Origin of the sequence: Streptomyces sp. NPDC050704, assembly GCF_040654355.1 — a bacterium.
Classification (GTDB): Bacteria; Actinomycetota; Actinomycetes; order Streptomycetales; family Streptomycetaceae; genus Streptomyces.
This window is the reverse complement of record NZ_JBFAHW010000009.1, coordinates 34,413-59,974: the sequence shown is the minus strand read 5'-3', so window position 1 is coordinate 59,974 and position 25,562 is coordinate 34,413. Positions and strand designations below refer to the sequence as shown.

The window sequence follows — 25,562 nt, the reverse complement described above, 5'->3', positions numbered from 1 at the left end:
AGGGGCACGGCTGTGGCCGGGACTTGGATCCCGCGCCCCTGAAGGGGCATGGCCGTGGCCCGGGACTTCCAAGTCCCGGGCCACGGTGTTTCTCGTTCTCGGCGGAGCCCTCAGGCCGCGACGGGCTCCTTCTTCTGGGTTGCCGTCGAGGTCTCGGGGGTCTTCGCCACGCCCTCGGGGGTCGTCTTGCGCATGCCCTTCAGGAGGATGACCAGGCCGGCCGTGACCGCTGTGCCGACCGCGATGGCCAGCAGGTAGAGGAACGGCTTGCCGATCAGGAAGGTGACCCAGATGCCGCCGTGCGGGGCGCGCAGCGTCGAGCCGAAGGCCATGGTCAGGGCGCCGGTGACCGCGCCGCCCGCCATCGAGGCCGGGATGACCCGCAGCGGGTCGGCGGCCGCGAACGGGATCGCTCCCTCGGAGATGAAGGAGGCGCCGAGCACCCAGGCCGCCTTGCCGTTCTCCTGCTCGGCCTTGGTGAACAGCTTCTTGCGGAGGGTGGTCGCGAGCGCCATGCCCAGCGGCGGGACCATACCGGCGGCCATCACGGCCGCCATGATCTTCATCGCGGAGTCGCTGGGCGCCGCGACCGAGATACCGGCCGTCGCGAAGGTGTAGGCGACCTTGTTGACCGGACCGCCCAGGTCGAAGCACATCATCAGGCCGAGCAGCACGCCGAGGAGGATGGCGTTGGTGCCGCTGAGGCCGTTCAGCCAGTCGGTCAGGGCGTCCTGCGCCGAGGCGATCGGCTTGCCGATCACCACGAACATCAGGAAGCCGACGATGATCGAGGAGACCAGTGGGATCACCACCACCGGCATGACGCCGCGCAACGGCGCCGGGATGTTCACCCGCTGGATCCCGAGGACGACACCACCGGCGATCAGACCGGCCACCAGACCGCCGAGGAAGCCCGCGCCGATCGTGACCGAGATGGCGCCGCCGACGAAGCCGGGCACGAGACCGGGTCGGTCCGCCATGCCGTACGCGATGTAGCCGGCGAGGACCGGGACGAGGAACCCGAAGGCCGCGCCGCCGATCTGGAAGAACAGGGCTCCCCAGCTGTCGACCTGGCCCCAGTCGAAGTGCTCGGTGACCGACTTGGCCTCGTTGATCTGGTAGCCGCCGATCGCGAACCCGAGGGCGATCAGCAGACCGCCCGCCGCGACGAACGGCACCATGTAACTGACGCCCGACATCAGCCACTTGCGCAGCTTCGTGCCGTAGCCCTCGCCGGGCTCGCCGCCCCGCTCGACCGGCGTGCCGCCGCCCTTCGCGGCCGCGGTCACCTCGCCGCGCTCGGCCTTCGCCCGGACCTCGGCGACCAGTTCGGCGGGCCGGTTGATGCCCGCCTTCACGCCGACGTCCACGGTGGGCTTCCCGGCGAACCGGTCCTTCTCCCGTACGGGGACGTCGTGCGCGAAGATCACGCCGTCCGCGGCGGCGATGACGGCCGGGTCGAGCCGCTTGAAGCCCGCCGAGCCCTGCGGCTCGACGACGATCTCGACGCCTTCGGTGTCGCGGCCGGTGTTCTCCAGGGCCTCGGCCGCCATGTAGGTGTGCGCGATACCGGTGGGGCAGGAGGTGACGGCGACGATACGGAACGGCTTGCCGCCCTTGGCCGCGGGTGCGCTGCCAGGGGCGCCCGGCGCCGGGGCGGAGTCGTCCTCGGCCGCACCCGGCGCCGGGGCCGTGCCGTCCGCGGCGGCGTCGGCGGAGGCCGTCCCCGACGCCGCCGCGGAGTTCTCGGACGCCTCGGCCGCGGCTGACCCGGACGAGGCGGGCGACGCGGGCGCGGCCGCCGGGGACTCGTCCCCGCGGATGAGCGCGGCCGCGCCCGCCGCGTCGTCCACCGACCGCAGTGCGGAGGTGAACTCGGCGTTCATGAGCTGGCGGGCCAGCGACGACAGGATCGTCAGGTGGGCGTCGTCGGCGCCGGCCGGGGCGGCGATCAGGAAGATCAGGTCGGCGGGCCCGTCCGGGGCGCCGAAGTCGATCCCGGCCGCGCTGCGGCCGAAGCCCAGCGTCGGCTCGGTGACGTGTTCGCTGCGGCAGTGCGGGATGCCGATGCCGCCGTCGAGGCCGGTCGGCATCTGCGCCTCGCGGGCGGCCACGTCGGCGAGGAAGCCCTCCAGGTCGGTCACCCGGCCCAGGGACACCATGCGCTCGGCGAGGGCGCGCGCCGCCGCTTCCTTCGTATCGGCGGACAGGTCGAGTTGGAGGTCGACCAGATCCGCGGTGATCATCTCGCTCATCGCGGGCTCCTTCGCACGCGTATCGCCCGGGGAGAGTTGTGGGCGAGGGTGGGGACGGGGGTGCCTCGGTCGGGGACCGCGGCGGCTGTGGGGACTGCATCGGGCACTGCGGTGGGCACTGCTGTGGGGACCAGGGGGAGCGCTGAGGCGGGGCAGGGGAAACCCCGCCTCAGCGCGGCTGCGGCAGGTAAGGGGTGGGCCCGCCGCATCAGAGCCGGTTCAGTGGCCGTACGGGAAGCTGCGGTACAGGAAGCTGCCGTACGGAGGGCCGTACGAGAGGTCGTACGGGCGATCGCGCCAATGGTCCGGCGGGTCGGGCGGATCCGGCGGGGGCTCATGACACCGGCTCCGTCAGTGCGCGGTCCACGGGGATCTCCGCGGTCACGGTGACCGCGGAGGGGTCGAGGTCCGCCGGGCTCGGCATCACGCTGCCCGGCAGCTGGACGGCGGCGGCGCCGTGGGCCACGGCGGAGGCGAGCGCGTCGGGCCCGCTGCCGCCGGCGATGAGGAAGCCGGCGAGCGAGGAGTCCCCGGCGCCCACGTTGCTGCGTACGGCGTCGACGCGGGCGCTCGCGAACCACGCGCCCTCCTCGCTGACGAGGAGCTGCCCGTCCGCGCCGAGGGAGGCGAGCACGGCACGCGCGCCCAGCTCCCGCAGTTCCTCGGCGGCCTTGACCGCGTCGCCGATCGTGGCGAGCGGGCGGCCGACGGCCTCGGCGAGCTCCTCGGCGTTCGGCTTCACGACGTCGGGCCGTTCACGGAGGGCGGCGAGGAGCGCCGGGCCGGAGGTGTCCAGCGCGATCCGGACGCCGGCCGTGTGGGCGCGGGCGACCAGTTCGGCGTACCAGGACGGGCCGAGGCCGCGCGGCAGGCTGCCGCAGCAGGCGATCCAGTCGGCGTCGCGGGACTGCTCGCGCACGGTCTCCAGGAGCAACTCCTGCTCGGCGGCGGAGAGTTCGGGACCGGGTGCGTTGATCTTCGTCAGGACCCCGTCCGCCTCGGCGAGCGCGATGTTCGAGCGGGTGGCCCCGGCGACCGGGACCGGCGCGACCTCTATGCCCTGCGCGTCGAGCAGGTCGGCGACGAGCGCGCCCGGCGCACCGCCCAGCGGCAGGACGGCGACGGTGCGCCGGCCGGCCGCGGTGACGGCCCGCGAGACGTTGACGCCCTTGCCGCCCGGGTCCATCCGTTCGCCGGTGGCCCGGATGACCTCGCCGCGGTCGAGCGAGGGGACCTCGTACGTACGGTCAAGGGACGGGTTCGGGGTGACGGTCAGGATCATGCGCGCACTACTTCCGTGCCGCCGCGCTCTAGGGCGGTGGTGTCTTCGGGGCTCAGCCCGGTGTCGGTGATCAGCAGGTCCACATCGCCGAGGTCGCCGAACCGCGCGAAGTGCTCCTGGCCGTGCTTGGCCGAGTCGGCGAGCAGCACGACGCGGCGCGCGGCGGCGACCGTCGCGCGCTTCACCGCGGCCTCGGCGAGATCGGGGGTGGTCAGGCCGTACTCGGCGGAGAAGCCGTTCGCGGCCAGGAAGACGACGTCCGCGCGGATCTCTCCGTACGCCCGCAGCGCCCAGGCGTCGACGGCCGCGCGCGTACGGTGCCGGACGCGGCCTCCGATGAGGTGGAGCTGGATGCCGGGGTGGTCGGCGAGGCGGGCCGCGATGGGCAGGCTGTGCGTCACGACGGTGAGCGTCGTCTCCAGCGGGAGGGCGCCGGCGAGGCGGGCGGTCGTGGTGCCCGCGTCGAGGATCATCGTGCCGTTCTCCGGCAGTTCGGCCAGGGCCGCCTTCGCGATGCGGTCCTTCTCGTCGGCCGCGGTGGTCTCCCGCTCGGCGAGGTCCGGCTCGAAGTCGAGGCGCCCGGCGGGCAGCGCACCGCCGTGCACCCGGCGCAGCAGTCCCGCCCGGTCGAGGGCCTTCAGGTCGCGCCGGATCGTCTCGGCCGTGACCTGGAACTCCTCGGCCAGCGACACCACGTCCACACGTCCGCCATCACGCGCGAGCCGGAGAATCTCCTGCTGTCGCTCTGGTGCGTACATGTCCGTTCGCCTCCGCCCTGTGCCCGAACCTGTGGTTTCAGCGTGAGGCTACGCCCAGATTTCCGCAAAGTAAACAGGTTCGGGCGTGGATGTGGGCATGAACGGACATCGGTCGCCGGAGCGCGCCGGGCACGCCTTGGGCCCGGCCCCGAGGGGACCGGGCCCAAGGCGCCGGATTCGATCAACCACCGTCGTCAGCCGACGAGTTCGGGCTCCTTTACCGGACCGGCCTCGATGGTCTCCGCGCCCTCCACATGCTGGGCGGGCCGCTTCGGCAGCGCGAACATCAGCAGGAAGATGGCGGTCATCACCACGGCGACCCAGACCAGCGCGTACTGGAAGGCGTCGACGAAGGCGGGGCCCGTCTCGGCCAGGGGCAGGTGGTCGGACATGGTGCCGAAGAAGACGACGGAGACCAGGCCGAGGCCGAGCGCGTTGCCCATCTGCTGGACGGTGTTGATGAGGCCGGACGCCGAGCCGGAGTGCTCGCGCGGGACCTCGGAGAGGATCGCGTCCGTCAGCGGGGCGACGATCAGGCCCATGCCGACGCCCATGACGACCAGCGGGAGAGCCATCTGCCAGGAGGCGATGGCCATGCCGTACCGCTCGGACTCCCAGATGTAGATCAGGACTCCGAGGGCCATGATCAGCGCGCCCGCCTGGAGCACCTTCCGTCCGAACCTGGGCGTCAGCTTCTGCACCGAAAGACCGGCCGCCAAGGACACCGCGATCGAGAAGGGGACGCCCGTCAGGCCGGCCCGCAGCGCGCCCCAGCCGAGGCCGATCTGCATGTAGAGCGTCCAGACCAGGAAGAAGATGCCGAGAGCGACCCCGAAGACCGTCTGCACGGCGATGCCCGCCGCGAAGCTCTTCACCTTGAAGAGGGAGAGTTCGACGAGCGGCGAACCGTCGCGTGCCGTCTTCCGCTTCTCGTACGCCACCAGCGCCGCGAAGACCACGAGGGCGCCCGCCATCGACACGTACCCCCACAGCGGCCAGCCCAGCTCGCGGCCGCGGATGAGCGGGTAGAGCAGCATCAGCAGGCCGAGGGTGACGAGCGCGACGCCGACGAGGTCGAGCTTCAGGGCGTGCGGGGCCTTGGACTCGGTGATGAACCTGCGGCCCAGGATGAGGCCCGCGATGCCGACCGGCAGGTTGATGAGGAAGATCGGCCGCCACTCCAGGCCGAACAGGTTCCACTCGGTGAGCAGCGCGCCGAGGAGCGGACCGGAGACGGCGCCGAGCCCCACGACCGCGCCGAACAGCCCGAAGACCTTGCCGCGTTCGTGCGCCGGGAACGTGGCGTGCACGATCGACAGGACCTGCGGCACCATCAGCGCGGCCATGCCGCCCTGGAGGATGCGGGAGGCGACGAGCATGTCCGGGTTCACCGCGAAGCCGCAGAGCGCGGACGCGAGCGTGAAGCCGCCGATGCCGATGAGGAACAGCCGCTTGCGGCCGTGGATGTCGCCGAGCCGTCCGCCGGTGATCAGGCCCGCGGCGAAGGCCAGCGCGTAGCCGGCCGTAATCCACTGGATCTGGCCGAAGGAGGCGCCCGCGTCCTCCTGGATCGAGGGGATCGCGATGTTGACGATCGTGACGTCGACCAGGTCCATGAAGGCCGCGGTCATGACGATCGCCAGCGCGAACCAGCGGCGCCGGTCGGCCTCCGGCCGGGGGGACGGGAGTGTGCTGCTGGAAGAGGTCATGTTTTGAAGCTAGGGGGGATGTAGGTCAGGTCATGTCCTAGTTGTGGGGCATGCTCGGAGAAAGAAGCAAGACGACGGCGCGATCGGAAGGTGCGGGTGCGTTGTGGCTGGTCGCGCAGTTCCCCGCGCCCCTATCGGGGCCCATGCAGAGGGAGATCGATCGTGAGTACCGACACCCGCGCCCGGCTTCTTCAGTTGCTCTCTCTGCTTCAGACGCCTCGTGAGTGGCCCGGTGGGGAGCTTTCCGATCGGCTTGGGGTGTCTCGGCGGACCGTGCGGCGGGATGTCGACCGGTTGCGGGAGCTGGGGTATCCGGTGCAGGCGACGATGGGGGCGGAGGGCGGGTACCGGCTGGTGGCCGGGAAGGCCATGCCGCCGCTGGTCCTCGACGACGAGGAGGCCGTGGCCATCGCGGTCGGGCTGCGGGCCGGTGCCGGGCATGCCGTCGAGGGCGTGGACGAGGCCTCCGTACGGGCGCTGGCCAAGCTCGAACAGGTGCTGCCGAGCCGCCTGAGGCACCGCGTGTCCACCCTTCAGGCCGCCACCACTCACCTGACCAGCGGCGACGGCTCCAGTATCGCGCCGGAGACGCTGACCGTGATCGCCTCGACGATCGCGGGCCGGGAGCGGCTGCGCTTCGCGTACCGGGCCCGGGACGGGGCGGAGAGCCGGCGCCTGACCGAGCCGTACCGGCTGGTGTCGACCGGCCGTCGCTGGTACCTCGTCGCGTACGACCTCGACCGCGAGGACTGGCGCACGTTCCGCGTCGACCGGGTGGCCGACCCGTTCGCCACCGGGGCCCGCTTCACGCCGCGCGAGCTGCCGACGGGGAGCGCGGCCGAGTTCCTGCGGCAGTCGATGTACCAGCGGCAGGAGACGTACGAGCTCGACGTGACGTTCGCCGAGTCCGCGGAGTTCGTCGCGGCCCGGCTGCCCGGGTGGCTCGGGGCTCCCGAGCCGGTCGACGACCGCAGCTGCCGGTTGCGGACCTCCATCGGCGACTCGGTGGAGTGGATGGCGGTGCGGCTCGCGATGCTGGACTGCGAGTTCACGGTGCGCGGACCGGCCGAACTGGTGGAATGCGTGCGGGAGTTGGGAGGCCGGTTGAGCCGGGCGGCCGGTCGGTAGCCCGTCGGCGGGGCGGACCGGCGCGGAGGCGAGCGCGGAGTTGAACGAAGTGGAGTGGAGTGGAACCGAGCGGAGTGGACGGCCGCGGTCGGCAGGGTTTGCCCGCGTGACACAATGTGCCACCGGGTCACCCCGGGGTTCAGGTCCGGGGTGGCCCGTCACCCGCGCCCGTACGGGACGGCCAGGCCATGGGTCCAGGCGTGCGCCCGTCAGGCGCCCACGGGTGAAGCCGAGCCCCGGCGCCAGGGGGGGGAGGCGCCGGAGCTCGGCTCCGGGAGAGTCCCGGCGCCGGGGGGGAGTGGCGGCGGGACTCGGCTCTGTGGGCCCTGGAGTCTTGTGCCCAGGGGTTGATGAGTTGAAGCGGCCGTAAACGGACTTCTGTACGAACAGGTTCGAGACCTTGCCCGGCCATGCCGCGAGGCACGGCCCACTCAGGTCTCACGTACGCGGCCGGTGCCTGGTTCACCCGCCCGGTGAGGGCGGGGCTCCCCTGGCCGGCCGGGGCGGGCGGTGGGCGGGCTCGCCCCGCCGAAGCGAAACCTGCCTGCCCCTCCGCCCGAACTCCCGGAGCCCTGAGGGCTTGCGCCCCCGAAGCCCCGGAGGGCTTACGCCGCGGCGTCGAACCCGGTGTCCCGGGCGAGCTTCTTCAGCTCCATCAGCGCGTGCTTCTCGATCTGCCGGATGCGCTCGCGCGTGAGGCCGTGCTCCTTGCCGACCTCGGTGAGCGTGCGCTCCCGGCCGTCCACGATGCCGTACCGCATCTTGATGATCGAGGCCGTGCGCTGGTCGAGCCGGCCGATGAGGTCGTCCAGCTCCTCGCTGCGCAGCAGCGTCATCACGGACTGCTCGGGCGAGACGGCCGAGGTGTCCTCCAGGAGGTCACCGAACTGGGTGTCGCCGTCGTCGTCCACCGACATGTTCAGCGAGACCGGGTCGCGGGCCCAGTCGAGCACGTCGATGACACGCTCCGGCGTCGAGTCCAGCTCGGCGGCGATCTCCGTGGGCTCGGGATCACGGCCGTTCTTCCGGTTGAACTCCCGCTGCACGCGGCGGATCCGGCCCAGCTCCTCCACCAGGTGGACGGGGAGCCGGATGGTGCGCGACTGGTCGGCGATGGACCGGGTGATGGCCTGCCGGATCCACCAGGTCGCGTACGTGGAGAACTTGAAGCCCTTGCGGTAGTCGAACTTCTCCACCGCGCGGACCAGTCCCGCGTTCCCCTCCTGGATCAGGTCGAGGAGGGGCAGGCCGCTGCGCGGATAGCGTCGCGCGACCGCGACGACCAGCCGCAGGTTCGACCGGATGAAGATGTCCTTGGCCCGCTCGGCGTCGGCGACCAGCGCTTCGAGCTCCTCACGGGAGGACTTCACCTTGGTGTCGGTGACCTCGCCGTCGAGGATCTGCTGGGCATACACACCCGCCTCGATGATCTGGGACAGCTCGACCTCCTTGGCGGCGTCGAGCAGCGGTGTACGCGCGATCTCGTCGAGATACATGCCGACCAGGTCGCGGTCGGCGATCTCGCCGCCTACAGCGCGAACACTGCGTGCCGCGTCGGTCTCGCCGGTGGCGGACTTACGACGGGCGACGGCACGGGTTGCCATGCGTGCTCCCTTGCGATGGTGGCTTGCGGGTCCTAGTGGTGGCTCGGACACCCTCCCGGGTGCCCTGCATCTGATGGAATCAACGACTGGAATCCGGACAGAATTCCCAACCCGACCCTCGATTTTTCTGATCTTGCAGTACCCTGTGCCGCCACGAGGGAGGCGAGATGTCGTCGGAACATACAGAGGTGCAGGTCAGGCCAGGAGTCGAAGGTGACCTCGACGCCCTCACAGACATCTACAACCACTACGTACGTGAGACGCCGATCACCTTCGATACCGCGACCTTCACCTCGGAAGAGCGCCGCCCTTGGCTGCTCTCCCACCCTGAAGACGGCCCGCATCGCCTGATGGTTGCCGCGACGGTGGACTCACAGGAGATTCTGGGGTACGTCACATCGAGCGCGTTCCGGGCGAAGCCCGCGTACGAGACGTCCGTGGAGGTGACGGTCTACCTCGCCCCGGGCGCGGGCCGGCGGGGTGTCGGCACGCTGCTCTACAAGGCGCTGTTCGAAGCGCTCGCCGACGAGGACCTGCACCGGGCGTACGCGGGGATCGCACAGCCCAACGAGGCGTCCGTGCGACTGCACGAGCGCTTCGGTTTCCGGCACGTCGGCACGTACCGCGAGGTGGGGCGGAAGTTCGGGCGGTACTGGGATGTGGCCTGGTACGAGAAGGAGCTCTGAAGGCCCGCTCCCGCGCGGGCCTTCAGCCGAACTGAACCGACCGCTTCGCCAGCCCCAGCCAGAAGCCGTCGATCACCGATCGCTGTGTGCCCAGCTCGCCGAAGGCGTCCGCCGCTCCCAGCGTCACGAAGAGCGGGGCGAAGTGCTCGGTCCGCGGGTGGGCCAGCCGGCCGGCCGGGGACTTGTGCAGGAAGTCGAGCAGGCCGTCCACGTCACCGGAGTCGAGCGCGCGGTGGCCCCACTCGTCGAACTCCACGGACCAGCCCGGGATGCCGCCCTGCCGCAACGCCGCCAGGTTGTGGGTGAAGAAGCCCGAGCCGACGATGAGGACGCCCTCGTCGCGCAGCGGGGCGAGCTTGCGGCCGATGTCCATGAGGCGGACCGGGTCGAGCGTGGGCATCGAGACCTGCAGGACCGGGATGTCGGCCTCGGGGAACATCTCCACCAGCGGGACGTACGCCCCGTGGTCCAGGCCGCGGTCCGGGATGTCCTGCACCGGCGTACCGGGGGCGCGCAGCAACTTACGGACGGACTCGGCGAGTTCGGGGGCGCCCGGAGCCGCGTACCGCACCTGGTAGTAGTGCTCGGGGAAGCCCCAGAAGTCGTAGACCAGGGGGACGGGCTCGGTCGCGGCGAGGGCCAGCGGGGCCTCCTCCCAGTGCGCGGAGACCATGAGGATGGCCTTGGGGCGCGGCAGGTCGGCGGACCAGGCGGCGAGCTGGCCGGGCCAGACCGGGTCGTCGGCCAGCGGCGGGGCGCCGTGCGAGAGGTAGAGGGCGGGCATGCGCTCCGCGACGGAAGGTTCCTCGGTGGCGGCGGACATGACGGCGACTCCCCTTTCGATCGAACCCGACCGAACTTGACTGAATCAGTCCACTTACTTGAACTATCAAGCTATATGAAGTGAGAGTACTCCCCTTTTGTTTAAAATTCAAGGAGGTGTCTCGTACAGTGGAGTGTATGAACACGGCATCCGCTGAAGAGCCGCGCTGGCTCAGTGACGAGGAACAGCGCACCTGGCGTGCGTATCTGCACGCCACCACTCTCCTTGACGACCATCTCGACCGCCAGCTCCAGCGTGACGCGGGCATGCCGCACATCTACTACGGCCTGCTCGTGCAACTCGACGAATCTCCGCACCGGCGGCTGCGGATGACCGAGCTGGCGATGCGCGCGAAGATCACGCGGTCCCGGCTCTCGCACGCCATCGCCCGGCTGGAGAAGAACGGCTGGGTGCGGCGCGAGGACTGCCCCTCGGACAAACGCGGGCAGTTCGCGGTCCTCACCGACGAGGGGCACGAGGTCCTCAGGCGGACCGCGCCCGGGCATGTGGCCGCCGTCCGCCAGGCCTTCTTCGACCGGCTCACCCCCGACCAGCAGAACGCCCTCGGCGAGGCCATGCGCCTCATCGCCGAGGGGCTCCAGCCGAAGGACGCGGGCGCGGACCTGCCCTGGCTCCGCTGACCGCCGCCACACCCTGTGTGCCCGTCGCCCCGTGTGCCCGTCGCCGCCGTGACATGGCTCTGCCCCGGCTCCACCGCTCTCGGAGCCGGGGCAGATCCCGGATTCGTGCGTACGAAGGCGTCCCCACCCCCGCGTACGCACGAGGGTCAGTGGGTGACCCCGTGGGGTCCCGGAGAGCCCGTCAGTGGGCGATCACCGGGACCTTCATCTCGTCCTCGGCACCGTCGCCGGCGCCTTCGGTCGAGCTCATGTCGGGACGGCCGGCGTTGACGAAGGTTCCGGCGATCGCCGCGGCGACGACGAGGATGCCGACGGCGAACCAGATCGCGTTGGCGTAACCGTGCACCTGGCCCTCCAGCTGGACCAGCTGCTGCTGCGCCTGGGAACCGGCGCCGCCGATGTGGTCCTTGATGTAGGACGTGGTGGCCGACGCGGCGATCGTGTTCAGCAGGGCCGTACCGATCGCACCGCCCACCTGCTGCGAGGTGTTGACCATCGCGGAGGCGACACCGGCGTCACGCGGCTCGATGCCGTACGTGGCCAGGGACATGGCGGGCATGAACGCCGTACCCATACCGAGGCCGAGCAGCACCATCGCCGGCAGGATCACACCGGCATAGGAGGTGCCGATCTCCAGCTGGGTGAGGAGCAGCATGCCGACCGCGGCGACCAGGAAGCCCGGCGCCATCAGCATGCGCGGCGGGATCCGGATCATCAGCCGGGTGCCGATCTGCGTGGAGCCCACGATCATGCCCGCGATCATCGGCAGGAAGGCGAAACCGGTCTTGACCGGCGTGTAGCCCTTCACAATCTGCAGGTAGTAGGTCAGGAAGAGGAACAGGCCGAACATCGCGATGATCGCGAGACCGAGGGAGAGGTAGATACCGCCGCGGTTGCGCTCGGTGATCACGCGCAGCGGCAGCAGCGGGGCCTTGACCTTGGACTCGGTGACGACGAACGCGGCGAGCAGCACGACCGAGGCGACGAACATGCCGATCGTCACGGAGTCGCCCCAGCCGTCGGACTCGGCGCGCGTGAAGCCGTAGACGAGCGCGACCAGACCGAGGGTGGACAGGACGACACCCGGGATGTCGAGCGGCGAGCGGTTGCGGCCGCCGGAGGGCTCACGGATGACGAAGTACGCACCGGCGGCGGCGACTATCGCGAACGGGATGTTCACGAAGAACGTCCAGCGCCAGTCCATGTACTCGGTGAGGACACCACCGAGGATGAGGCCCACCGCGCCACCGCCACCGGCGATCGCACCGTAGATGCCGAACGCCTTGGCGCGCTCCTTGGCGTCGGTGAACATCACCGCGAGGAGGGAGAGCGCGGCGGGCGCGAGCAGGGCGCCGAACGCGCCCTGGAGGGCACGGGAGCCGAGCAGCATCGCCTCGTTGGTGGCCGCGCCGCCGAGGGCGGAGGCTCCGGCGAAGCCGATCAGGCCGGCGACGAAGGTGCGCTTGCGGCCCCACAGGTCGGCGATCCGGCCGCCGAACAGGAGGAGTCCGCCGAAGGCCAGGGCGTAGGCCGTGATGACCCACTGCCGGTTGCCGTCGGAGATGCCCAGGTCCTCCTGGGCCGAGGGCAGTGCGATGTTCACGATGGTCGCGTCGAGCACGACCATCAGCTGGGCGATCGCGATGAACGCGAGCGCCTTCCAGCGGTTGGGATCGGGAGGCGACGCCTTGGCGGCGGCGGCCGTGGCTGTGTCAGACATGGAGGTACCCACTTCAGGACTTCGAATGGCTAAAAGGGTGCAAGAGGGCGCGGCCCGTCGACGTTGACGGCCGGGTGGAGCAGTTACGTAAGTGGGGTTACGTAGGCGCGGGTTGTGACATCGCTAGTAGGGACTGGCGGAGGTGCCCGAACTAATCGGTCATGCTCGTCGCATGTCCTCCAGGGTCACGGCGGTGCCGGGCAGTTCGGACCGCACCGGTGCCCGCAGACCGTCCAGGAACAGCTGCAGGTGCCGGTGCACGAAGCTGTCGAACTTCGGGCACGCGCTGCCGGGCAGTGGCCGGGTGAGCTGGCTGACCGCGACCATCAGGTCCCCGTAGGCGACGTCGGGGCGGAGCTGGCCGGCCGCGCGGGCGCGCGCCATGAGCCCCTCCACCAGCGTCTCCATCCGCTCGCGCGAGGCGAACAGATCCGGGTGGTTCCGGTCGAAGCTCTCGGACAGCACCGGGCACAGTGCGCCGATCCGCAGGTCGGCCGCCACGTGCACGAACCGGGAGAGCGCCTCGAAGACGTCCCCGCTCTCGGCCAGTGCCTGTTCGGCCTCTTCGGAGACGCGGTCCAGGACCGAGCAGACGATCTCCCGCTGGAGGATCTCCCGGTCCGGGAAGTGGCGGTACAGCGTGGCGTTGCCGACGCCGGCCCGGCGGGCGATCTCGTCGAGCGGCACCTCGGCACCGAACTCGACGAACATCTCTCGTCCGGCGGCGACGATCCGCTCCCGATTGCGCTGGGCGTCGGCCCGCGGGCGGGGCACCTTGCGCTGCACGGGGATGGCGGTCTCCACGACGTACTCCTTCGGCTGTCTCTGCTTGGTCTCGCGTTGCTCTCGGACGTTCTCGGGCGGTCTCTCCCGAAGGTCTTCGGGCCGATCTCTTGCTGACCGAGATCCGGGGAACCTGTCCCCGTTTCGTGCGGACACCTGGCTAAACGGGGAAACGATCCCCGGTTATTTCCCACCCTTCCTGTGACCTGCGTCACGCCGGGGTTTGCGGGCGGACCCGCCCCGCCTACCGGGCCCCGACCCGGGCCGGATTCCCACGATGCCGCGCCGCCCTCCCACGATCGGTCGCTTCCAGCGCGCGCCCGCGCATCCGGCGGCACAGGGTGATCGAACAGGGTGCAGCCAGGTACGGCCGGCTGCCTGGAGCGAAAGGCCCCTGCATGCAGCCGACCAGCCGTCGGATACGCCCGCGCCGCCGCGCGGCAGCCCTCGTCTCGGTCACCGCCCTCACCCTGGCGGTCAGCACCTCGGCCGGCACCGGACATCTGACGGTGGGTTCGACGACGGCCGCCGGACCGGTCGCACCGCCGCGTTCGTCGCCGCTCGGCCCTTGCATGATCAGCGGCTCGATGGGCGTGCAGATGTCGGAGGGCATCCCCACGGCGGCCGGGTACTCCCGCTCCACGGGCACGGTCCGGGCCCTGAACCTGATGGTCGACTTCTCCGACGCACCCGGCGAGGGCAGCGCGCTCGACCGCTTCGGCGAGTTCTTCCCGCAGACCGCGGAATGGTTCCGCACCAGTTCGTACGGCCGCCTCGACTACCGCCCCGAGGCCCCCATCGGCAGCTGGCTGCGGATGCCCAAGCCCTTCAGTGCGTACGGGATAGAGCGCGGCGCCCCCTTCGACCCCGGTTACCGGGAGCTGGTCCAGGACATCGTGGCCGGCGCCGACCCGACCGTGGACTTCCGGGAGTACGACCTCCTGAACGTCCTGGTCACCCCGAACGCGGGCCCCTCCGCCCTGGACACGGTCCTGTCGGTGACCTTCGCGGGCAACCCGGAGGCGCCGGTCGCGGACGGCGTGCCCGTCGCCAACGCGTCCTTCGTCTACAGCCGCCAGGACGACGGCTCCGGCTCCTACGGCGAGACCGGCTACCGCGTACTCCCCCACGAGAACGGCCATGTCTTCGGGCTGCCCGACCTCTACACCCAGGAGGGGGGCGGCGCGGTCGGGCACTGGGACATCATGAGCGAGGACTGGGGGGCCGACAACGACCTGCTGGCCTGGCACAAGTGGAAGCTCGGCTGGCTCGACGACTCCCAGGTCGGCTGCGCGGCCGCGGCCGGCACCACCGAGCACGTACTGACCCCGCTGGCCGAGCCGGGCACCGGCGGCAAGCTGGTCTTCGTGCCGGTCGGACCGAAGACGGGGTACGCCGTGGAGCTGCGCACCCTCGCGGGCAACGACGAGGCGGTCTGCCGGTCGGGCGTGCTCATCTACAAGGTCGACGCGGACGTCGACACCGGCCGCGGCCCGGTCACGGTGATCGACTCCACGAAGGACAGCGGCGGCTGCACCCGCAGCCCGAACGTCCAGGCCGAGCTCTCCGACGCGCCGTTCACCCCCGGCCAGTACTTCCAGGACCTCAGGACCGGTGTCCGGATCACGGTCGCGGGGGCGGACTCCGCCGGGAACCACCGGGTGTACGTCACCCGCCGCTGACGCGCCCGCCACGCGGGATACGCTGAAGCCCGATGATGGTCAAAAACCGACATACCGACCTTCACGAGGCGGACCTCACGGCCCCGGTCACGGCCCCGGCAGGCTTCCTCGCGGGCGTCGAGGTGCTGTCGCTGGCCGAGCTGCGGGCGCGGGTCCTGGCGGGCCGGGACCCGGACGCGCTCGCGGCGCCCGCCCGTCCGGACTTCCACCAGCTGCTGACCCTGACCGGGGGCCGGCTGCGGCAGAGCGTGGACTTCACGGCGTACGACCTGGAGCGGGGCGCCTGGCTGTGGGCGCGGCCCGGGCAGGTGTTGCAGTGGGGCGATCTCGACGCGGCGGAGGGCACGCTGGTCCGCTTCCGGCCGGGCTTTCCCGGACCGGCCGCGGCGGCCGCCGCGGGCCTGGACGATCCGCACGCGCCACCGCTGCGGATGCCGTCCGGCGCGGACCGGGCGGCGCTGCGCACCGCGGTCGGCCATCTGGAGAGCGAGTTCCGGGCACGTGGGCGGCTGTCGCCCGACGCGTACGCCACGGTGGTGCGCCATCTCCTCGACGTACTGCTGCTGCGGGTCGCCCATCTCCCCGCCGCGGGCGGGACCGTCGCCGAGCCGGGCGAGACCTTCCGGCGCTTCCGGTCCGCCGTGGACCGCGACTTCGCCCGCACCCGGCGCCTGGAGGACTACGCCCGCGCCCTCGGCTACTCCTCGCGCACGCTGTCCCGGGCGACGCTCGCCGCCACCGGGATCGGCGCCAAGGAGTTCATCGACCGGCGGGTGATCCTGGAGTCGCGGCGCCTGCTGGCCCACGGCGACCAGCCCGCCGCCCGGATCGCCTCCCGGCTCGGCTTCTCCAGCGCCACGAACTTCAGCAAGTACTTCCAGCAGCGCACGGGGACGGCACCGATCGCGTTCCGGGAGGCGGTACGGGAAGCGGTACGGGAGCGGCCGCACGCGGACACCTGAGCGCGTGCCCGCCGGTGGCCCACGTCGGTGCGGTCCGAGCCCTGTCGCATACGCATTGACTACGGTGTTCCGGACACCACGGAGAGCCCATGCCATCGACACCCCGCACGCCGGCGCCCGACGCCCCCGCCGTCGGCGCGCCCGCCGAAGCCGTCGCCCCGCTGATGCGCGGGATCACCGTGCTGCGCCGGCTCACCGAGGCGGGCGGGACGTCGAGCCTGAGCGGGCTGGAGAAGGCCACCGGGCTCGCCAGGTCCACGGTGGACCGGATCGCGGCGACGCTGGCCCGCATGGGATACGTACGCCTCGACGGCCGGGACGCCGTGCTCGCGCCGCGGCTGATGGAGCTGGGCAACGCGTATCTGGCCGCGCTGCGGCTGCCCCGGCTGCTGGACGGACGGGCCGACGCGCTCGCGGACGAACTGGACGAGTCGGTGTCGCTGGCGGTCGGCGACCGGGACGGGATCCGTTTCATCCACCAGGCGACGCGGCGCCGCGCGATGTCGCTGAGCTTCCGGATCGGCGACCTGCTGCCGGCCGAACGGACCGCGCCCGGACCGCTGTTCGCCACGGAGTGGACGCCCGAGGAGTGGGCCCGGTGGCGGGAGCGACGGGCCGCCGACCCGGAGGACCGCGGCTTTCCGGCCCTGCCGCCGCGCGCGAACCCCACCCTGGACGAGGAGTTCGAGGCGTGTGCGCGGGAGGCCCGCAAGCAGGGCTGGGCCCTCGACGACCAGCTGATCGAGCCGGGTCTTGTCGCGCTTGCCATGCCCGTACGCGAGCACGGCAGTGGGCGGATCGCCTGTGTGGTGAGCGTGGTGAGCCACACGAGCCGGCACACCGCGGCCTCGCTCCGGGACACGCTGCTGCCCCGGCTGCGGGCGACCGTGCAGGCCATGGAACGGGACCTGCGCTCGGCCGCTGTTCCCGGTTCCGGTTCTGGTTCCGGCTCCACCTCCGGGTCCGTATCCGCTCCCCCGGGCCTTGCCACCTGGACCGGGGCGTCGAAACAGGAGCTGGGCCGGGAGTTCGTCGAGTCGCTGGCGCGCGGGCTGACCGTGCTGACGGCGTTCGGTGAGGGGCGGGCCGAGCTGACGCTCACCGAGGTCGCCCAGGCCACGGGGCTCGCGCGCGCGACGGCCCGGCGGGCGCTGATCACCCTGGAGCACCTGGGCTGCGTGGCGGCGCACGGACGCACCTTCAGCCTCACCCCCCGCGTGCTGGCCCTCGGCTTCCCGCCGCTCTCCCGGACGACGCTCCCGCAGATCGCCGCCCCTCATCTGGCCGAGCTGGCGGGGCGGTTGCACGACTCGGCGTCCCTGGCGGTCCTTGCGGGCGACGAGATCCAGTACACGGCCCGGGTCGCCGCCGCCCGCATCATGAGCGTCAACATCACCGTGGGCACCCGCCTGCCCGCGTACGCGACCTCGCTGGGCCGCGTCATGCTGGCCGACCTCGCTCCGGCCGAGCGCCACAGCCATCTGCCCAAGGGGTCCGCGGGGCCCGAGTTGCGCGCCCTGACCCCGCACACGGTCACGGACGCCGGGGAGCTCGCGGCCATCCTGGACCGCGTACGGGAGGCCGGGTTCGCCCTGGTCGACGGGGAGTTGGAGGAGGGGCTGCGGTCGATCGCGGTCCCGGTGCGCGATCGTACGGGGAGGGTCGTGGCGGCCGTGAACGTGGCGATGCACAGTTCCCGGCGGACGGTTGAGCAGTGTGTGGCCGAGGTGCTGCCGGAGTTGTCGGCGACGGCCGGGCTGATCGAGGCGGATCTTCGGGTGGCGGGACGGTTCACCCGGGTTCCGGTCGCCTAGCCGGCGGGGCGCCGAAAGCGCGGGGTGGGTACGAGATCAGCCGGAGCCGCCCTCGTACCCGCACCGCGTCGTGGGTCTCGTGCGGGTTCGTCGTGGCTGGTCGCGCAGTTCCCCGCGCCCCTTTGGGGCGCACCCGGCCGGCCCTCCGTACCTGCGACCTACGCCTTTGGTGCCGGGGTGGCTGGTCCGTCGGGCCGATTCGCTTGGAACGGGGCCGAGTTAGCGTCGCGGCATGCGAATCGGAATTCTCGGCACGGGCAATGTGGCCCGCGCACTGGCAGCCGGCTGGTCCGCCGCGGGGCACGAGGTCGTGCTCGGCTCGCGGACGCCGAAGGAACGTACGGATGCGGGCTTCGCCGTCGCGGAGCTCCACGAGGCGGTCGTGGACGCGGAGGTGGTGGTCAACGCGACTCCGGGAACGGTGTCCGTGGAGTTACTCGACTCGATCGGAGCGGCGGCTCTCGCCGGGAAGACGCTCATCGATGTGGGCGTCGGCCTCTCCGACGACTTCACGGAGCTCGCGCACCCCAACAACAGCCTGGGGGAGCTGATTCAGAAGGCGTTCCCCGAGACGGCGGTGGTCAAGACGCTGTGCACGATGGACTCGTCGGTGATGATCGCGCCGGACTCACTGGAAGGGCCGAGCACCGTCTTCCTGTCCGGCGACAGTGACGCGGCCAAGCAGCTCACCGGCCGGCTGCTCACCGACCTCGGATGGGCGCCGTCCGCACAACTGGACATCGGCGGCATCGGCACGGCACGCGGTCAGGAGCACTTCGCGCTGCTCTTCATGGGCATCGCGGGCGGCCTGGGCACGGTCGCCTTCAACATCAACGTCGTCACGCTCCCGACCGGGCCGTGACGCGGGAGGGCGGGGGCATCCTGCCCGCCCCCGCCCTCTCCTCCCGCCGCCGCCCTGCCGCCACCAGTCCCTTGAGCTGCTTGTCCGCCGCGAGCCTCGGCAGCAACAGCGCCCAGAAACGGGTCAGTACGGACTGCGAAAGCCACTGGACGTTCCGGCTTCCCATCGCCCCGAACCCCACGGTGGCCGCGACCACGGCATTGGCCGCGTCCTGCGCCGACACGTCCCGCGCCAGCGCGCCCTCCCTGGCCGCCTGGGCCAGCACGCCCTCCACCCAGATCTGCCACCGCCGCCGCAGGTCCGGCTGGCCGGCCGCCACGGGCTCGGGAGCCCCGCTCAGGTCGAACCCGGCCCGCAGAATCACGTCATGCCTGAGCCCTCGGAGCAACGCGTGCGCGGCGTCGACCAGCACCTGCAACGCCCCGCCGGTCTCCGCCGATCCACTCTCGTTCCCCTCCTTGCTCCCGCCCTCACCCCCGCCTTCGCTCCCTGCCGGGGCACCGGCCGCGGCTGTTATCTGCCGGAGCCGCTGCGCCGCCGCCTCCCACACCGCCGCGGCCAGCGCCGCCTTGCTGGCGAAGTGGAAGTGCAGGGCGCCGTTGCTGACCCCGGCCCGCGTACTGATCGCGGACAGGGTGACGACCTCGAAGCCGTTCCTGCTGAAGAGTTCGGCCGCCGCCTCGATCAACGCGTTACGTGTACGTACCGCGCGTTCCTGTTGGGCCATCAGGGCGCTCCGTTGCTGCTGGGGGCATGCCAGGGGTGCCGGGGATGCCAGTCCAAGATAACAAACCGCGCGTGCGGTTTCTATCCGTGAGGCCTGAACTGTCGGCGGGATCACGGGATCGCGGGATCACGCCTACCGGCTCACGACGGGCGGAGCACCACGGGCAGGGAGCCGTAGCCGTTGACGATGAAGGACTCCACGGGCTCGATCCCGTCCACCGGAGCCGCGAGGGCGAGCCCGGGAAAGCGCTCGAACAGCCCCGCCAACGCCGCACTCGCCTCGATCCGCGCGAGCGGCGCCCCCAGGCACCGGTGCACCCCGTACCCGAAGGCCAGATCCTCGCGGCGACCGGGCCGCAGCAGGTCGAAGACGGCGACGTCCGCCCCGTACGCCTCGGGGTCACCGGAGGCGGCCGCGAAGGAGACGAGGATCGGATCCCCCTTCCGGATCAGCACGCCGCCCGAGCCGTCATTGCCCGAGCCGCTGTTGCCCGGACCACCATCGGCCGACTCACTGCTACCCGAACCGCCGTCGTCCCGACCGCTGTTGGCCGACTCGCCGCCCGCCGTACCCCCCTCGCCCGGGGTACCGTCGCCCAGCTCGATGTCGTCCACGGCGAACCGCATCGGCGAGTACGCGGCCGGGCTGTGCGCCCGCAGCGTCTCGTCGACCGCGTCCGACCAGGAGGCCCGCCCGGCGCGTACGTGCGCGAGCTGCTCGGGGTGCGCGAGCAGCGCCCCGACGGCGTTGGTGATGAGCGTGCAGGTCGTCTCCTGACCTGCGGCGATCATGAGGTAGAGGGTGCCGAGGAGTTCCTGCTCACTGAGCCCGCCGTCCTGGTCACGGGCCTCGATCAGCGCGGACGTCAGATCGCCGCCCGGCGCGGCCCGCTTCCCGGCCGCCAGGTGGGCCAGCATCCCGAAGACCTCGACCTGCGCGGCGGCCATCTCGGCGGCCGGCACGGCGGTGCCGAACACCAACTCCAGGGCGGCGCACAGGGGTTCGCGTGCCTCCTCCGCCACTCCGAACAGTTCGCAGATGACCCGCATCGGCAGCAGCTTGGCGAACTCGGCGCGCAGGTCGACCCGTTCACCGGCGGGTAAGGCGGCCAGCTCGTCCAGCAGTCCGGCGGTGATCTCCTCGACCCGTGGGCGCAGGGCCTCACTTCGGCGGGCGGTGAACGCCCCCGCGACCAGCCGCCGGAGCCGGGCGTGCTGCTCCCCGTGGGCGAACAGCATGTTCTCGTTCGCCACCCACGGGTACAGCGGCCACTCGTTGCCTATCCGCCCCTCGACGAAGGCGGGCCAGTGCTGCCGGGCGTCCTTGGACACCCGCGGATCGAGCAGGAGTTGCTTGACGTACTTCTGCCGTACGGCAGCCCAGGCGACCACTCCGCCCGGCAGCTCCACCTCGGCCACCGGCCCCCGCGACCGCAGTTTCTCCGCCTCGCCGGCGAGGTCGCGCCCCGTCACGTCCAGCGCGTACGGGCAAGCAGACATGTCCATCCGTGCACTCCGTTCGGTCGGTCGTTGCGTTCCGTGTTTTCACGCGCCCGCGCCCAGCCCGAGGAGAGCCGAGGAGAGCCGAGGGCTACCGGGGAGGAACGAGGCGGACAGTCACTCCCCCGCCACCGCTCCACCACGAGGGCGCCTCACTGAGCCGCCGTCGCGGTCGCGGCCGCGGCCGCCACCTGAGCCTGAGCCTCGACGCCACCGTCGGGCCGGGACACGGCCGCGCCCTCGGCGTCCGTGTCAGCATCGGCATCGGCGGAAGCCGCCGCCTCGGCCGCCGCCACCTCGCGCAGGTTCAGCGCCTCCGCGTAGACCCGTGCCGCCCGCTCCGGCGAGAAGTCCAGCCTCACGAGCACGCCCGGCACCGCGATCGACGGCATCAGATACCGGTAGAGGTCCGCCACCCGCTCCGCCAGATCCGCCCGGCCCGTCATGATCCGCGACAGCACCTGGACGCCGGTGAAGGCACCGACGAACAGCTGCGCGAGCGCGGCCACGTCGGCGTGCGGGAGGATCTCGCCCTTCGCCTTGCCCTCCGCGAAGAGGGCCTGGGTGTGGTCCTGCCAGGCCTGCATCGGCACCCGCCGGTTCAGGTGGTCCTTGGGCGACCCCTGATCGACGGTCAGCCGCACGCTGCCCTGGACGATCGGGTCCCCGGTGTCCTGCTTGAGCAGATACGTGAGGAGCAGCGCCTCGTCCAGCGACTGCTGGAGCTTCAACTCCCGGTCGGGGACGCGCGGCAGGGACTCGACCTGCCCCGCGAGGACCGCCTGGGCGAGCTCCTCCTTGGACGTGAAGTGGAAGTAGAGGGCGCCCTTGGTCATGCCCGACTTCTTGAGGACGTCCGAGATGGTCGCCGCTTCGTACCCGACCTCGTCGAACACCTCGGCCGCCGCGACGAGAAGCGCCCGCCGCGTCCGAATGGCTCGCTCTTGCCGCACCACGAGGAACCTCCGTACCATCCCGACACCGGGAAAAGAGACCAAGAGGTCTGCAACTTGGCGCGCGGACCTCGCGAAGAAGAATAAAACCAGCCGAACGGTTTCTCAAGGATTCGCTCAAGCCGAACTCGGCACCCCCTCCCCACACCCTCATCGACCTGCATCGATATGAGGTCATTGTGAGGTCATCGCGACGGAGGGCCTCCGGATTCCGCCTTGAAATCCTCCCGCGAACACCGGCCTCTTCGGTAGACACCCTTGAAAACAAAACCGGCTGGTACGTATCTTCAGGGACGCAGTGGTTCGTACCTGACCGGTTCCCACACCCAGGGGAGTTCGATGGCCGTGTCCCACGCACTCACGAAGACCCACCCCGTCGCCGACGAGCTGGCCCAGCTCCTCTTCGAGGGCGCCGACCGCGAACGCGTCCACGGGGCGTGGCGCAGGCTCGTCGCCGGCGAGGAGTTCGCCTACCGTCCCGGTCTGCCGCCGGAGGAACGGGCGGCACTCTCGTACGAGCGGCTGCGGCTGCTCAACGACGCGGCCGGCGATCCGGCCGAGCTGGCGACCGATCCGTACCGCCTCGCCGGTCTGCACGAGTGGACGGGGCCGGTGGACGGCGGGCTGACCACCCTCGCGAGCATCCACTACAACCTGTTTCTCGGCAGCGTCCTGGACCACGACGGCGGCCGGCACCGGGACCTGTCCGCCTTCACCTCGCTGCACAGAACAGGAACGTTTCTCTGCACCGAGCTGGAGCACGGCAACGATGTCGCATCGATGGAGACGGTCGCGGTGTTCGACCGGACGACGGGCGGCTTCCATCTGACCACTCCGACCACGGGCGCCCAGAAGTTCATGCCCAACACCAGTCTGACCGGCGGCCCCAAGACGGCCGTGGTCGCCGCACGCCTCGTCGTCGACGGCGTGGACCAGGGCACCTTCCTCTTCCTGACCCCGCTCAGCGACGAGGACGGCCACCTCCCCGGAGTCCGGGTCCGCCCGCTGCCCCAGCGCACCGGCACCCCGGTCGACCACTGCCTCACCGCGTTCGACCACGTGTGGCTGCCGCGCGAGGCGCTGCTGGAGGCTGAGCACGGCCGCCTGACCCCGGACGGGTCCCTGACCAGCAACCTCGGCAACAAGCGCAAGCGCCTGCTGCGCTCCATCAACCGCGTCACCATGGGCAAGCTGTGCATGAGCGCGGGCACCCTGGGCATGTCACGCGCGGCGCTGACCATCGCGGTGCGCTACTCGCACAGCCGGCTCCTCGCCGGACCCAGGGCCGGCGAGCGCATACCGCTGGCCGCGCACCGCAGCCATCACGGCCGGCTGCTGGACGCGCTGGCGACGGGGTACGCGATGACGTTCCTGCACCGCGCGATGGTGAACCGGTTCGCCGCGCACACGGAGGAGGACCGGGCCGAGGTCGAGCGCGAGGTGGCCGTGGCCAAGGGCTGGATCACCTGGCAGGCCCGCGCGATCACCACCGAGTGCCGGGAACGCTGCGGCGCCCAGGGCCTGTTCCCCGCGAACGGCCTGGCGGACCTCCCCCTGAACATCGAGGGCGGGATCACCGCCGAGGGCGACAACCTGGTGATCTGGGTGAAGGCCGCCTCGGAGATGGTCTTCGGGCATCAGGCGGTACGGGCGGACGAGTCCGGTGCCCCCGAGGGCCGGGAGCTCACCGAACTCCCCTTCCTGCGCGGCCTGTTGGCCGACGTCGAGCGCATCTGGCAGGACCGGGCGCGGACCGCCCTGCGTGAGGGCCCCTCCGGCGACCCGGTCGGCCGCTGGAACGTGACCTCGGAGGCCGCCCTGGAGATGGTCTCCGCGCACGCCCGCCTCCAGGCCGCCGACGCGTTCCTCGCGGCCGCCGCCCGGACCGAGGACCCGCGGGCCGCCTTCCTGATGGACCGCCTCAGCCGGCTGTTCCTGCTCCGACAACTCGGCGCGCACACGGGAGACTTGCTCGCCGAGGGGCGGCTGACGGCCGATCACGTACGGGCACTGCCGAGGGCCGTCGACGCGGTCGTCGGCGAACTCGCGCCCCATCTGATGACCCTGGTCGACGCCTTCGATCTGCCGGCGGAGGTGCTGTCGAGCATTCCGATCGCGAGTGGGGGTTCGGTCGGTGGCGGGGAGTCCGCTCACGTCGGTGCGGTGGCCGGGGCGGCGGTGGTCGGAGCCGCCTGCTGAGGGGGCGGTTGTGTGTCTGCGGGTGGGTGGGGGCTGGTCGCGCCCACCCGGCGGAGCCGCACAATGCCGCAGCCTCGCGCCCCTGAAAGACGGGGCTGCGCCCCTGTCTTTCGAGTTCCAGTCGTCGGCGCTACCTCACCAGGCAGGGGCGCTTCGCGTCGAACTGCCAGTCGGGGATCAGGTATTGCATGCCTGCCGCGTCGTCGCGACCGCCCAGCGCCTTCTCCTTGTAGAGGTCGTGGGCTGCCAGTAGGCGGTCCATGTCCAGCTGGATGCCAAGGCCGGGGGCGGCCGGGACGGTGATCTCGCCGTCGACGATGCGGGGCGGGGTGACGGTGAGACGCTCCAGGCCCTCCTGCCAGATCCAGTGGGTGTCCAGGGCGTTGTACTCGCCCGGGGCCGCACCTCCGCAGTGGGTCACCATGGCGAGGGAGATGTCGAAGTGGTTGTTGGAGTGGCAGCCCCAGGTCAGGCCCATCGCGTTGCACAACTGGGCCACGCGCACCGAGCCCTGCATGGTCCAGAAGTGCGGGTCGGCCAGCGGGATGGAGACCGACTGGAGGGCCAGGGCGTGGGTCAGCTGCCGCCAGTCGGTGGCGATCATGTTGGTGGCCGTGGGGAGGCCGGTGGCCCGGCGGAACTCCGCCAGGATCTCGCGCCCCGAGTAGCCGCCCTCGGCCCCGCAGGGGTCCTCGGCATAGGCGAGGGTGCCCAGCAGCGGCGTACACAGCTCGATCGCCTCGCGCAGCGACCACGCGCCGTTCGGGTCGAGGGTGATCCGGGCCTCCGGAAAGCGGTCCTTCAGCGCCCGTACGGCCCTGACCTCCTCGGCGCCCGCCAGGACACCGCCCTTGAGCTTGAAGTCCCGGAAGCCGTACAGGTCGTAGGCGGCCTCGGCCTGCCGGACGATCGCCTCGGGCGACAGGGCCTCCTCGTGCCGGAGCCGGTACCAGTCCACGTCCGAGCCGGGTTCGCGGACGTACTCCAGGTCGGTGCGGTCGGGGTCGCCGACGTAGAAGAGGTAGCCCAAAACCCGTACGGAGTCCCGCTGTTGGCCGTCTCCGAGGAGGGCCGCCACCGGCACGTCGAGGTGCTGGCCCAGGAGGTCGAGCAGCGCCGACTCGACGGCCGTGACGGCGTGGACGGTGGTCCGCAGGTCGAAGGTCTGGGCGCCGCGTCCGCCCGCGTCCCGGTCGGCGAACCGGTCCCCGATCTCGCGCAGGACCCGCTTGTAGTCGCCCACCTTCGCGCCCACGACCAGGTTTTCGGCGTCGCGGAGTGTCCGGGTGATCTTCTCTCCGCCGGGCACCTCCCCCAGTCCCGTACGGCCCTCGGAGTCCTTGAGTACGACGATGTTGCGGGTGAAGTAGGGACCGTGGGCGCCGGAGAGGTTCAGCTCCATGCAGTCCCGGCCGGCGACGGGGTAGACGGCGAACTCGGTGACCGTGGGTTGCTGACTCATCATCAAGATCCTT

20 protein-coding genes are annotated in these 25,562 nt (G+C 71.4%); 8 read left to right on the top strand and 12 right to left on the bottom strand.

All coding sequences use genetic code 11. The features are described 5' to 3' along the window. Positions 1 to 110: 110 nt before the first annotated feature. From AB0I18_RS07070 to AB0I18_RS07055, 4 genes are all read right to left on the bottom strand, one after another. Positions 111 to 2,255, bottom strand: a complete 2,145-nt coding sequence (locus AB0I18_RS07070) for a fructose-specific PTS transporter subunit EIIC (RefSeq protein ID WP_363104351.1) — start codon at positions 2,253 to 2,255, stop codon at positions 111 to 113. 334 nt (positions 2,256 to 2,589) lie between these two features. Next, entirely contained in the window at positions 2,590 to 3,537 is a 948-nt protein-coding gene (pfkB, locus tag AB0I18_RS07065) for a 1-phosphofructokinase (protein ID WP_363104350.1), read from the bottom strand. Continuing rightward, positions 3,534 to 4,295, bottom strand: a complete 762-nt coding sequence (locus AB0I18_RS07060) for a DeoR/GlpR family DNA-binding transcription regulator (protein WP_363104349.1) — start codon at positions 4,293 to 4,295, stop codon at positions 3,534 to 3,536. The genes pfkB and AB0I18_RS07060 overlap by 4 nt, the downstream gene beginning before the upstream one ends. A 194-nt stretch (positions 4,296 to 4,489) precedes the next feature. After that, on the bottom strand, positions 4,490 to 6,004 hold the full coding sequence (locus tag AB0I18_RS07055) for an MFS transporter (RefSeq protein WP_363104348.1): 1,515 nt from the start codon (positions 6,002 to 6,004) through the stop codon (positions 4,490 to 4,492). 162 nt (positions 6,005 to 6,166) lie between these two features. On the opposite strand from AB0I18_RS07055, the gene AB0I18_RS07050 reads away from it, so the two are divergent. Continuing rightward, positions 6,167 to 7,132, top strand: coding sequence for a WYL domain-containing protein (locus tag AB0I18_RS07050; RefSeq protein WP_363104347.1), 966 nt, complete (start codon positions 6,167 to 6,169; stop codon positions 7,130 to 7,132). A 605-nt stretch (positions 7,133 to 7,737) separates the two neighbouring features. Here the strand turns inward: AB0I18_RS07050 and AB0I18_RS07045 are convergent. Then, the gene (locus AB0I18_RS07045; RefSeq protein WP_363104346.1) at positions 7,738 to 8,736 is read right to left on the bottom strand and encodes a sigma-70 family RNA polymerase sigma factor; all 999 of its coding nucleotides are present in this window, start codon (positions 8,734 to 8,736) and stop codon (positions 7,738 to 7,740) included. Between the two features lie 167 nt (positions 8,737 to 8,903). Between AB0I18_RS07045 and AB0I18_RS07040 the strand changes: the two genes are divergently transcribed. Then, the gene (locus AB0I18_RS07040; protein WP_363104345.1) at positions 8,904 to 9,422 is read left to right on the top strand and encodes an N-acetyltransferase family protein; all 519 of its coding nucleotides are present in this window, start codon (positions 8,904 to 8,906) and stop codon (positions 9,420 to 9,422) included. A gap of 22 nt (positions 9,423 to 9,444) precedes the next feature. On the opposite strand, the gene AB0I18_RS07035 is transcribed toward AB0I18_RS07040, so the two are convergent. Further along, positions 9,445 to 10,245 (bottom strand): class III extradiol ring-cleavage dioxygenase, encoded by an 801-nt coding sequence (locus AB0I18_RS07035; RefSeq protein WP_363104344.1) that lies wholly within the window; start codon positions 10,243 to 10,245, stop codon positions 9,445 to 9,447. Positions 10,246 to 10,382: 137 nt separating this feature from the next. Between AB0I18_RS07035 and AB0I18_RS07030 the strand changes: the two genes are divergently transcribed. Next, positions 10,383 to 10,886, top strand: coding sequence for a MarR family transcriptional regulator (locus AB0I18_RS07030; protein ID WP_363104343.1), 504 nt, complete (start codon positions 10,383 to 10,385; stop codon positions 10,884 to 10,886). A gap of 181 nt (positions 10,887 to 11,067) precedes the next feature. On the opposite strand, the gene AB0I18_RS07025 is transcribed toward AB0I18_RS07030, so the two are convergent. Together AB0I18_RS07025 and AB0I18_RS07020 are read right to left on the bottom strand one after the other, a co-directional pair. After that, the gene (locus AB0I18_RS07025; protein WP_363104342.1) at positions 11,068 to 12,606 is read right to left on the bottom strand and encodes an MFS transporter; all 1,539 of its coding nucleotides are present in this window, start codon (positions 12,604 to 12,606) and stop codon (positions 11,068 to 11,070) included. Between the two features lie 159 nt (positions 12,607 to 12,765). Then, complete coding sequence (locus tag AB0I18_RS07020; RefSeq protein ID WP_363104341.1) at positions 12,766 to 13,410, bottom strand: TetR/AcrR family transcriptional regulator; 645 nt, start codon at positions 13,408 to 13,410, stop codon at positions 12,766 to 12,768. 377 nt (positions 13,411 to 13,787) lie between these two features. On the opposite strand from AB0I18_RS07020, the gene AB0I18_RS07015 reads away from it, so the two are divergent. The 4 genes from AB0I18_RS07015 to AB0I18_RS07000 all read left to right on the top strand — a co-directional run bounded on the left by AB0I18_RS07015 (position 13,788) and on the right by AB0I18_RS07000 (position 18,709). Continuing rightward, positions 13,788 to 15,071 carry a M6 family metalloprotease domain-containing protein gene (locus tag AB0I18_RS07015; RefSeq protein ID WP_363104340.1) on the top strand — a complete coding sequence of 428 codons (1,284 nt, stop codon included), beginning with the start codon at positions 13,788 to 13,790 and terminating at the stop codon, positions 15,069 to 15,071. A 32-nt stretch (positions 15,072 to 15,103) separates the two neighbouring features. Next, a complete protein-coding gene (locus tag AB0I18_RS07010) occupies positions 15,104 to 16,033 on the top strand; it encodes a helix-turn-helix transcriptional regulator (RefSeq protein ID WP_363104339.1) in 930 nt (309 codons plus the stop codon). 89 nt (positions 16,034 to 16,122) lie between these two features. Beyond that, the gene (locus AB0I18_RS07005; protein ID WP_363104338.1) at positions 16,123 to 17,847 is read left to right on the top strand and encodes an IclR family transcriptional regulator C-terminal domain-containing protein; all 1,725 of its coding nucleotides are present in this window, start codon (positions 16,123 to 16,125) and stop codon (positions 17,845 to 17,847) included. Positions 17,848 to 18,079: 232 nt separating this feature from the next. After that, positions 18,080 to 18,709, top strand: coding sequence for an NAD(P)-binding domain-containing protein (locus AB0I18_RS07000; RefSeq protein WP_363104337.1), 630 nt, complete (start codon positions 18,080 to 18,082; stop codon positions 18,707 to 18,709). Here the strand turns inward: AB0I18_RS07000 and AB0I18_RS06995 are convergent. From AB0I18_RS06995 to AB0I18_RS06985, 3 genes are all read right to left on the bottom strand, one after another. After that, positions 18,687 to 19,436 carry a helix-turn-helix domain-containing protein gene (locus tag AB0I18_RS06995; protein ID WP_363104336.1) on the bottom strand — a complete coding sequence of 250 codons (750 nt, stop codon included), beginning with the start codon at positions 19,434 to 19,436 and terminating at the stop codon, positions 18,687 to 18,689. The two genes, AB0I18_RS07000 and AB0I18_RS06995, sit on opposite strands and share 23 nt — an antisense overlap. Before the next feature lie 140 nt (positions 19,437 to 19,576). After that, a complete protein-coding gene (locus AB0I18_RS06990; RefSeq protein WP_363104335.1) occupies positions 19,577 to 20,941 on the bottom strand; it encodes a cytochrome P450 in 1,365 nt (454 codons plus the stop codon). Positions 20,942 to 21,087: 146 nt separating this feature from the next. Beyond that, positions 21,088 to 21,891 (bottom strand): ScbR family autoregulator-binding transcription factor, encoded by an 804-nt coding sequence (locus tag AB0I18_RS06985; protein WP_363104334.1) that lies wholly within the window; start codon positions 21,889 to 21,891, stop codon positions 21,088 to 21,090. A 342-nt stretch (positions 21,892 to 22,233) separates the two neighbouring features. Here AB0I18_RS06985 and AB0I18_RS06980 point away from each other — a divergent pair, with 342 nt between their 5' ends. Beyond that, complete coding sequence (locus tag AB0I18_RS06980; RefSeq protein WP_363104333.1) at positions 22,234 to 24,087, top strand: acyl-CoA dehydrogenase; 1,854 nt, start codon at positions 22,234 to 22,236, stop codon at positions 24,085 to 24,087. 130 nt (positions 24,088 to 24,217) lie between these two features. Here AB0I18_RS06980 and AB0I18_RS06975 read toward each other — a convergent pair whose 3' ends face one another. Further along, complete coding sequence (locus tag AB0I18_RS06975) at positions 24,218 to 25,549, bottom strand: enolase C-terminal domain-like protein (protein WP_363104332.1); 1,332 nt, start codon at positions 25,547 to 25,549, stop codon at positions 24,218 to 24,220. Positions 25,550 to 25,562: the final 13 nt, after the last annotated feature.

Excerpts from the sequence above, each read along its gene's own strand:
- AB0I18_RS07000 (WP_363104337.1), top strand. The coding sequence starts at position 18,080 with ATGCGAATCGGAATTCTCGGCACGGGCAATGTGGCCCGCGCACTGGCA.
- AB0I18_RS06995 (WP_363104336.1), bottom strand. The coding sequence starts at position 19,436 with ATGGCCCAACAGGAACGCGCGGTACGTACACGTAACGCGTTGATCGAG.
- AB0I18_RS07010 (WP_363104339.1), top strand. The coding sequence starts at position 15,104 with ATGATGGTCAAAAACCGACATACCGACCTTCACGAGGCGGACCTCACG.
- AB0I18_RS07025 (WP_363104342.1), bottom strand. The coding sequence starts at position 12,606 with ATGTCTGACACAGCCACGGCCGCCGCCGCCAAGGCGTCGCCTCCCGAT.
- AB0I18_RS07035 (WP_363104344.1), bottom strand. The coding sequence starts at position 10,245 with ATGTCCGCCGCCACCGAGGAACCTTCCGTCGCGGAGCGCATGCCCGCC.
- AB0I18_RS07060 (WP_363104349.1), bottom strand. The coding sequence starts at position 4,295 with ATGTACGCACCAGAGCGACAGCAGGAGATTCTCCGGCTCGCGCGTGAT.
- pfkB (WP_363104350.1), bottom strand. The coding sequence starts at position 3,537 with ATGATCCTGACCGTCACCCCGAACCCGTCCCTTGACCGTACGTACGAG.
- AB0I18_RS07040 (WP_363104345.1), top strand. The coding sequence starts at position 8,904 with ATGTCGTCGGAACATACAGAGGTGCAGGTCAGGCCAGGAGTCGAAGGT.
- AB0I18_RS07005 (WP_363104338.1), top strand. The coding sequence starts at position 16,123 with ATGCCATCGACACCCCGCACGCCGGCGCCCGACGCCCCCGCCGTCGGC.
- AB0I18_RS06975 (WP_363104332.1), bottom strand. The coding sequence starts at position 25,549 with ATGAGTCAGCAACCCACGGTCACCGAGTTCGCCGTCTACCCCGTCGCC.
- AB0I18_RS07030 (WP_363104343.1), top strand. The coding sequence starts at position 10,383 with ATGAACACGGCATCCGCTGAAGAGCCGCGCTGGCTCAGTGACGAGGAA.
- AB0I18_RS07015 (WP_363104340.1), top strand. The coding sequence starts at position 13,788 with ATGCAGCCGACCAGCCGTCGGATACGCCCGCGCCGCCGCGCGGCAGCC.
- AB0I18_RS06990 (WP_363104335.1), bottom strand. The coding sequence starts at position 20,941 with ATGGACATGTCTGCTTGCCCGTACGCGCTGGACGTGACGGGGCGCGAC.
- AB0I18_RS07055 (WP_363104348.1), bottom strand. The coding sequence starts at position 6,004 with ATGACCTCTTCCAGCAGCACACTCCCGTCCCCCCGGCCGGAGGCCGAC.
- AB0I18_RS07045 (WP_363104346.1), bottom strand. The coding sequence starts at position 8,736 with ATGGCAACCCGTGCCGTCGCCCGTCGTAAGTCCGCCACCGGCGAGACC.
- AB0I18_RS07070 (WP_363104351.1), bottom strand. The coding sequence starts at position 2,255 with ATGAGCGAGATGATCACCGCGGATCTGGTCGACCTCCAACTCGACCTG.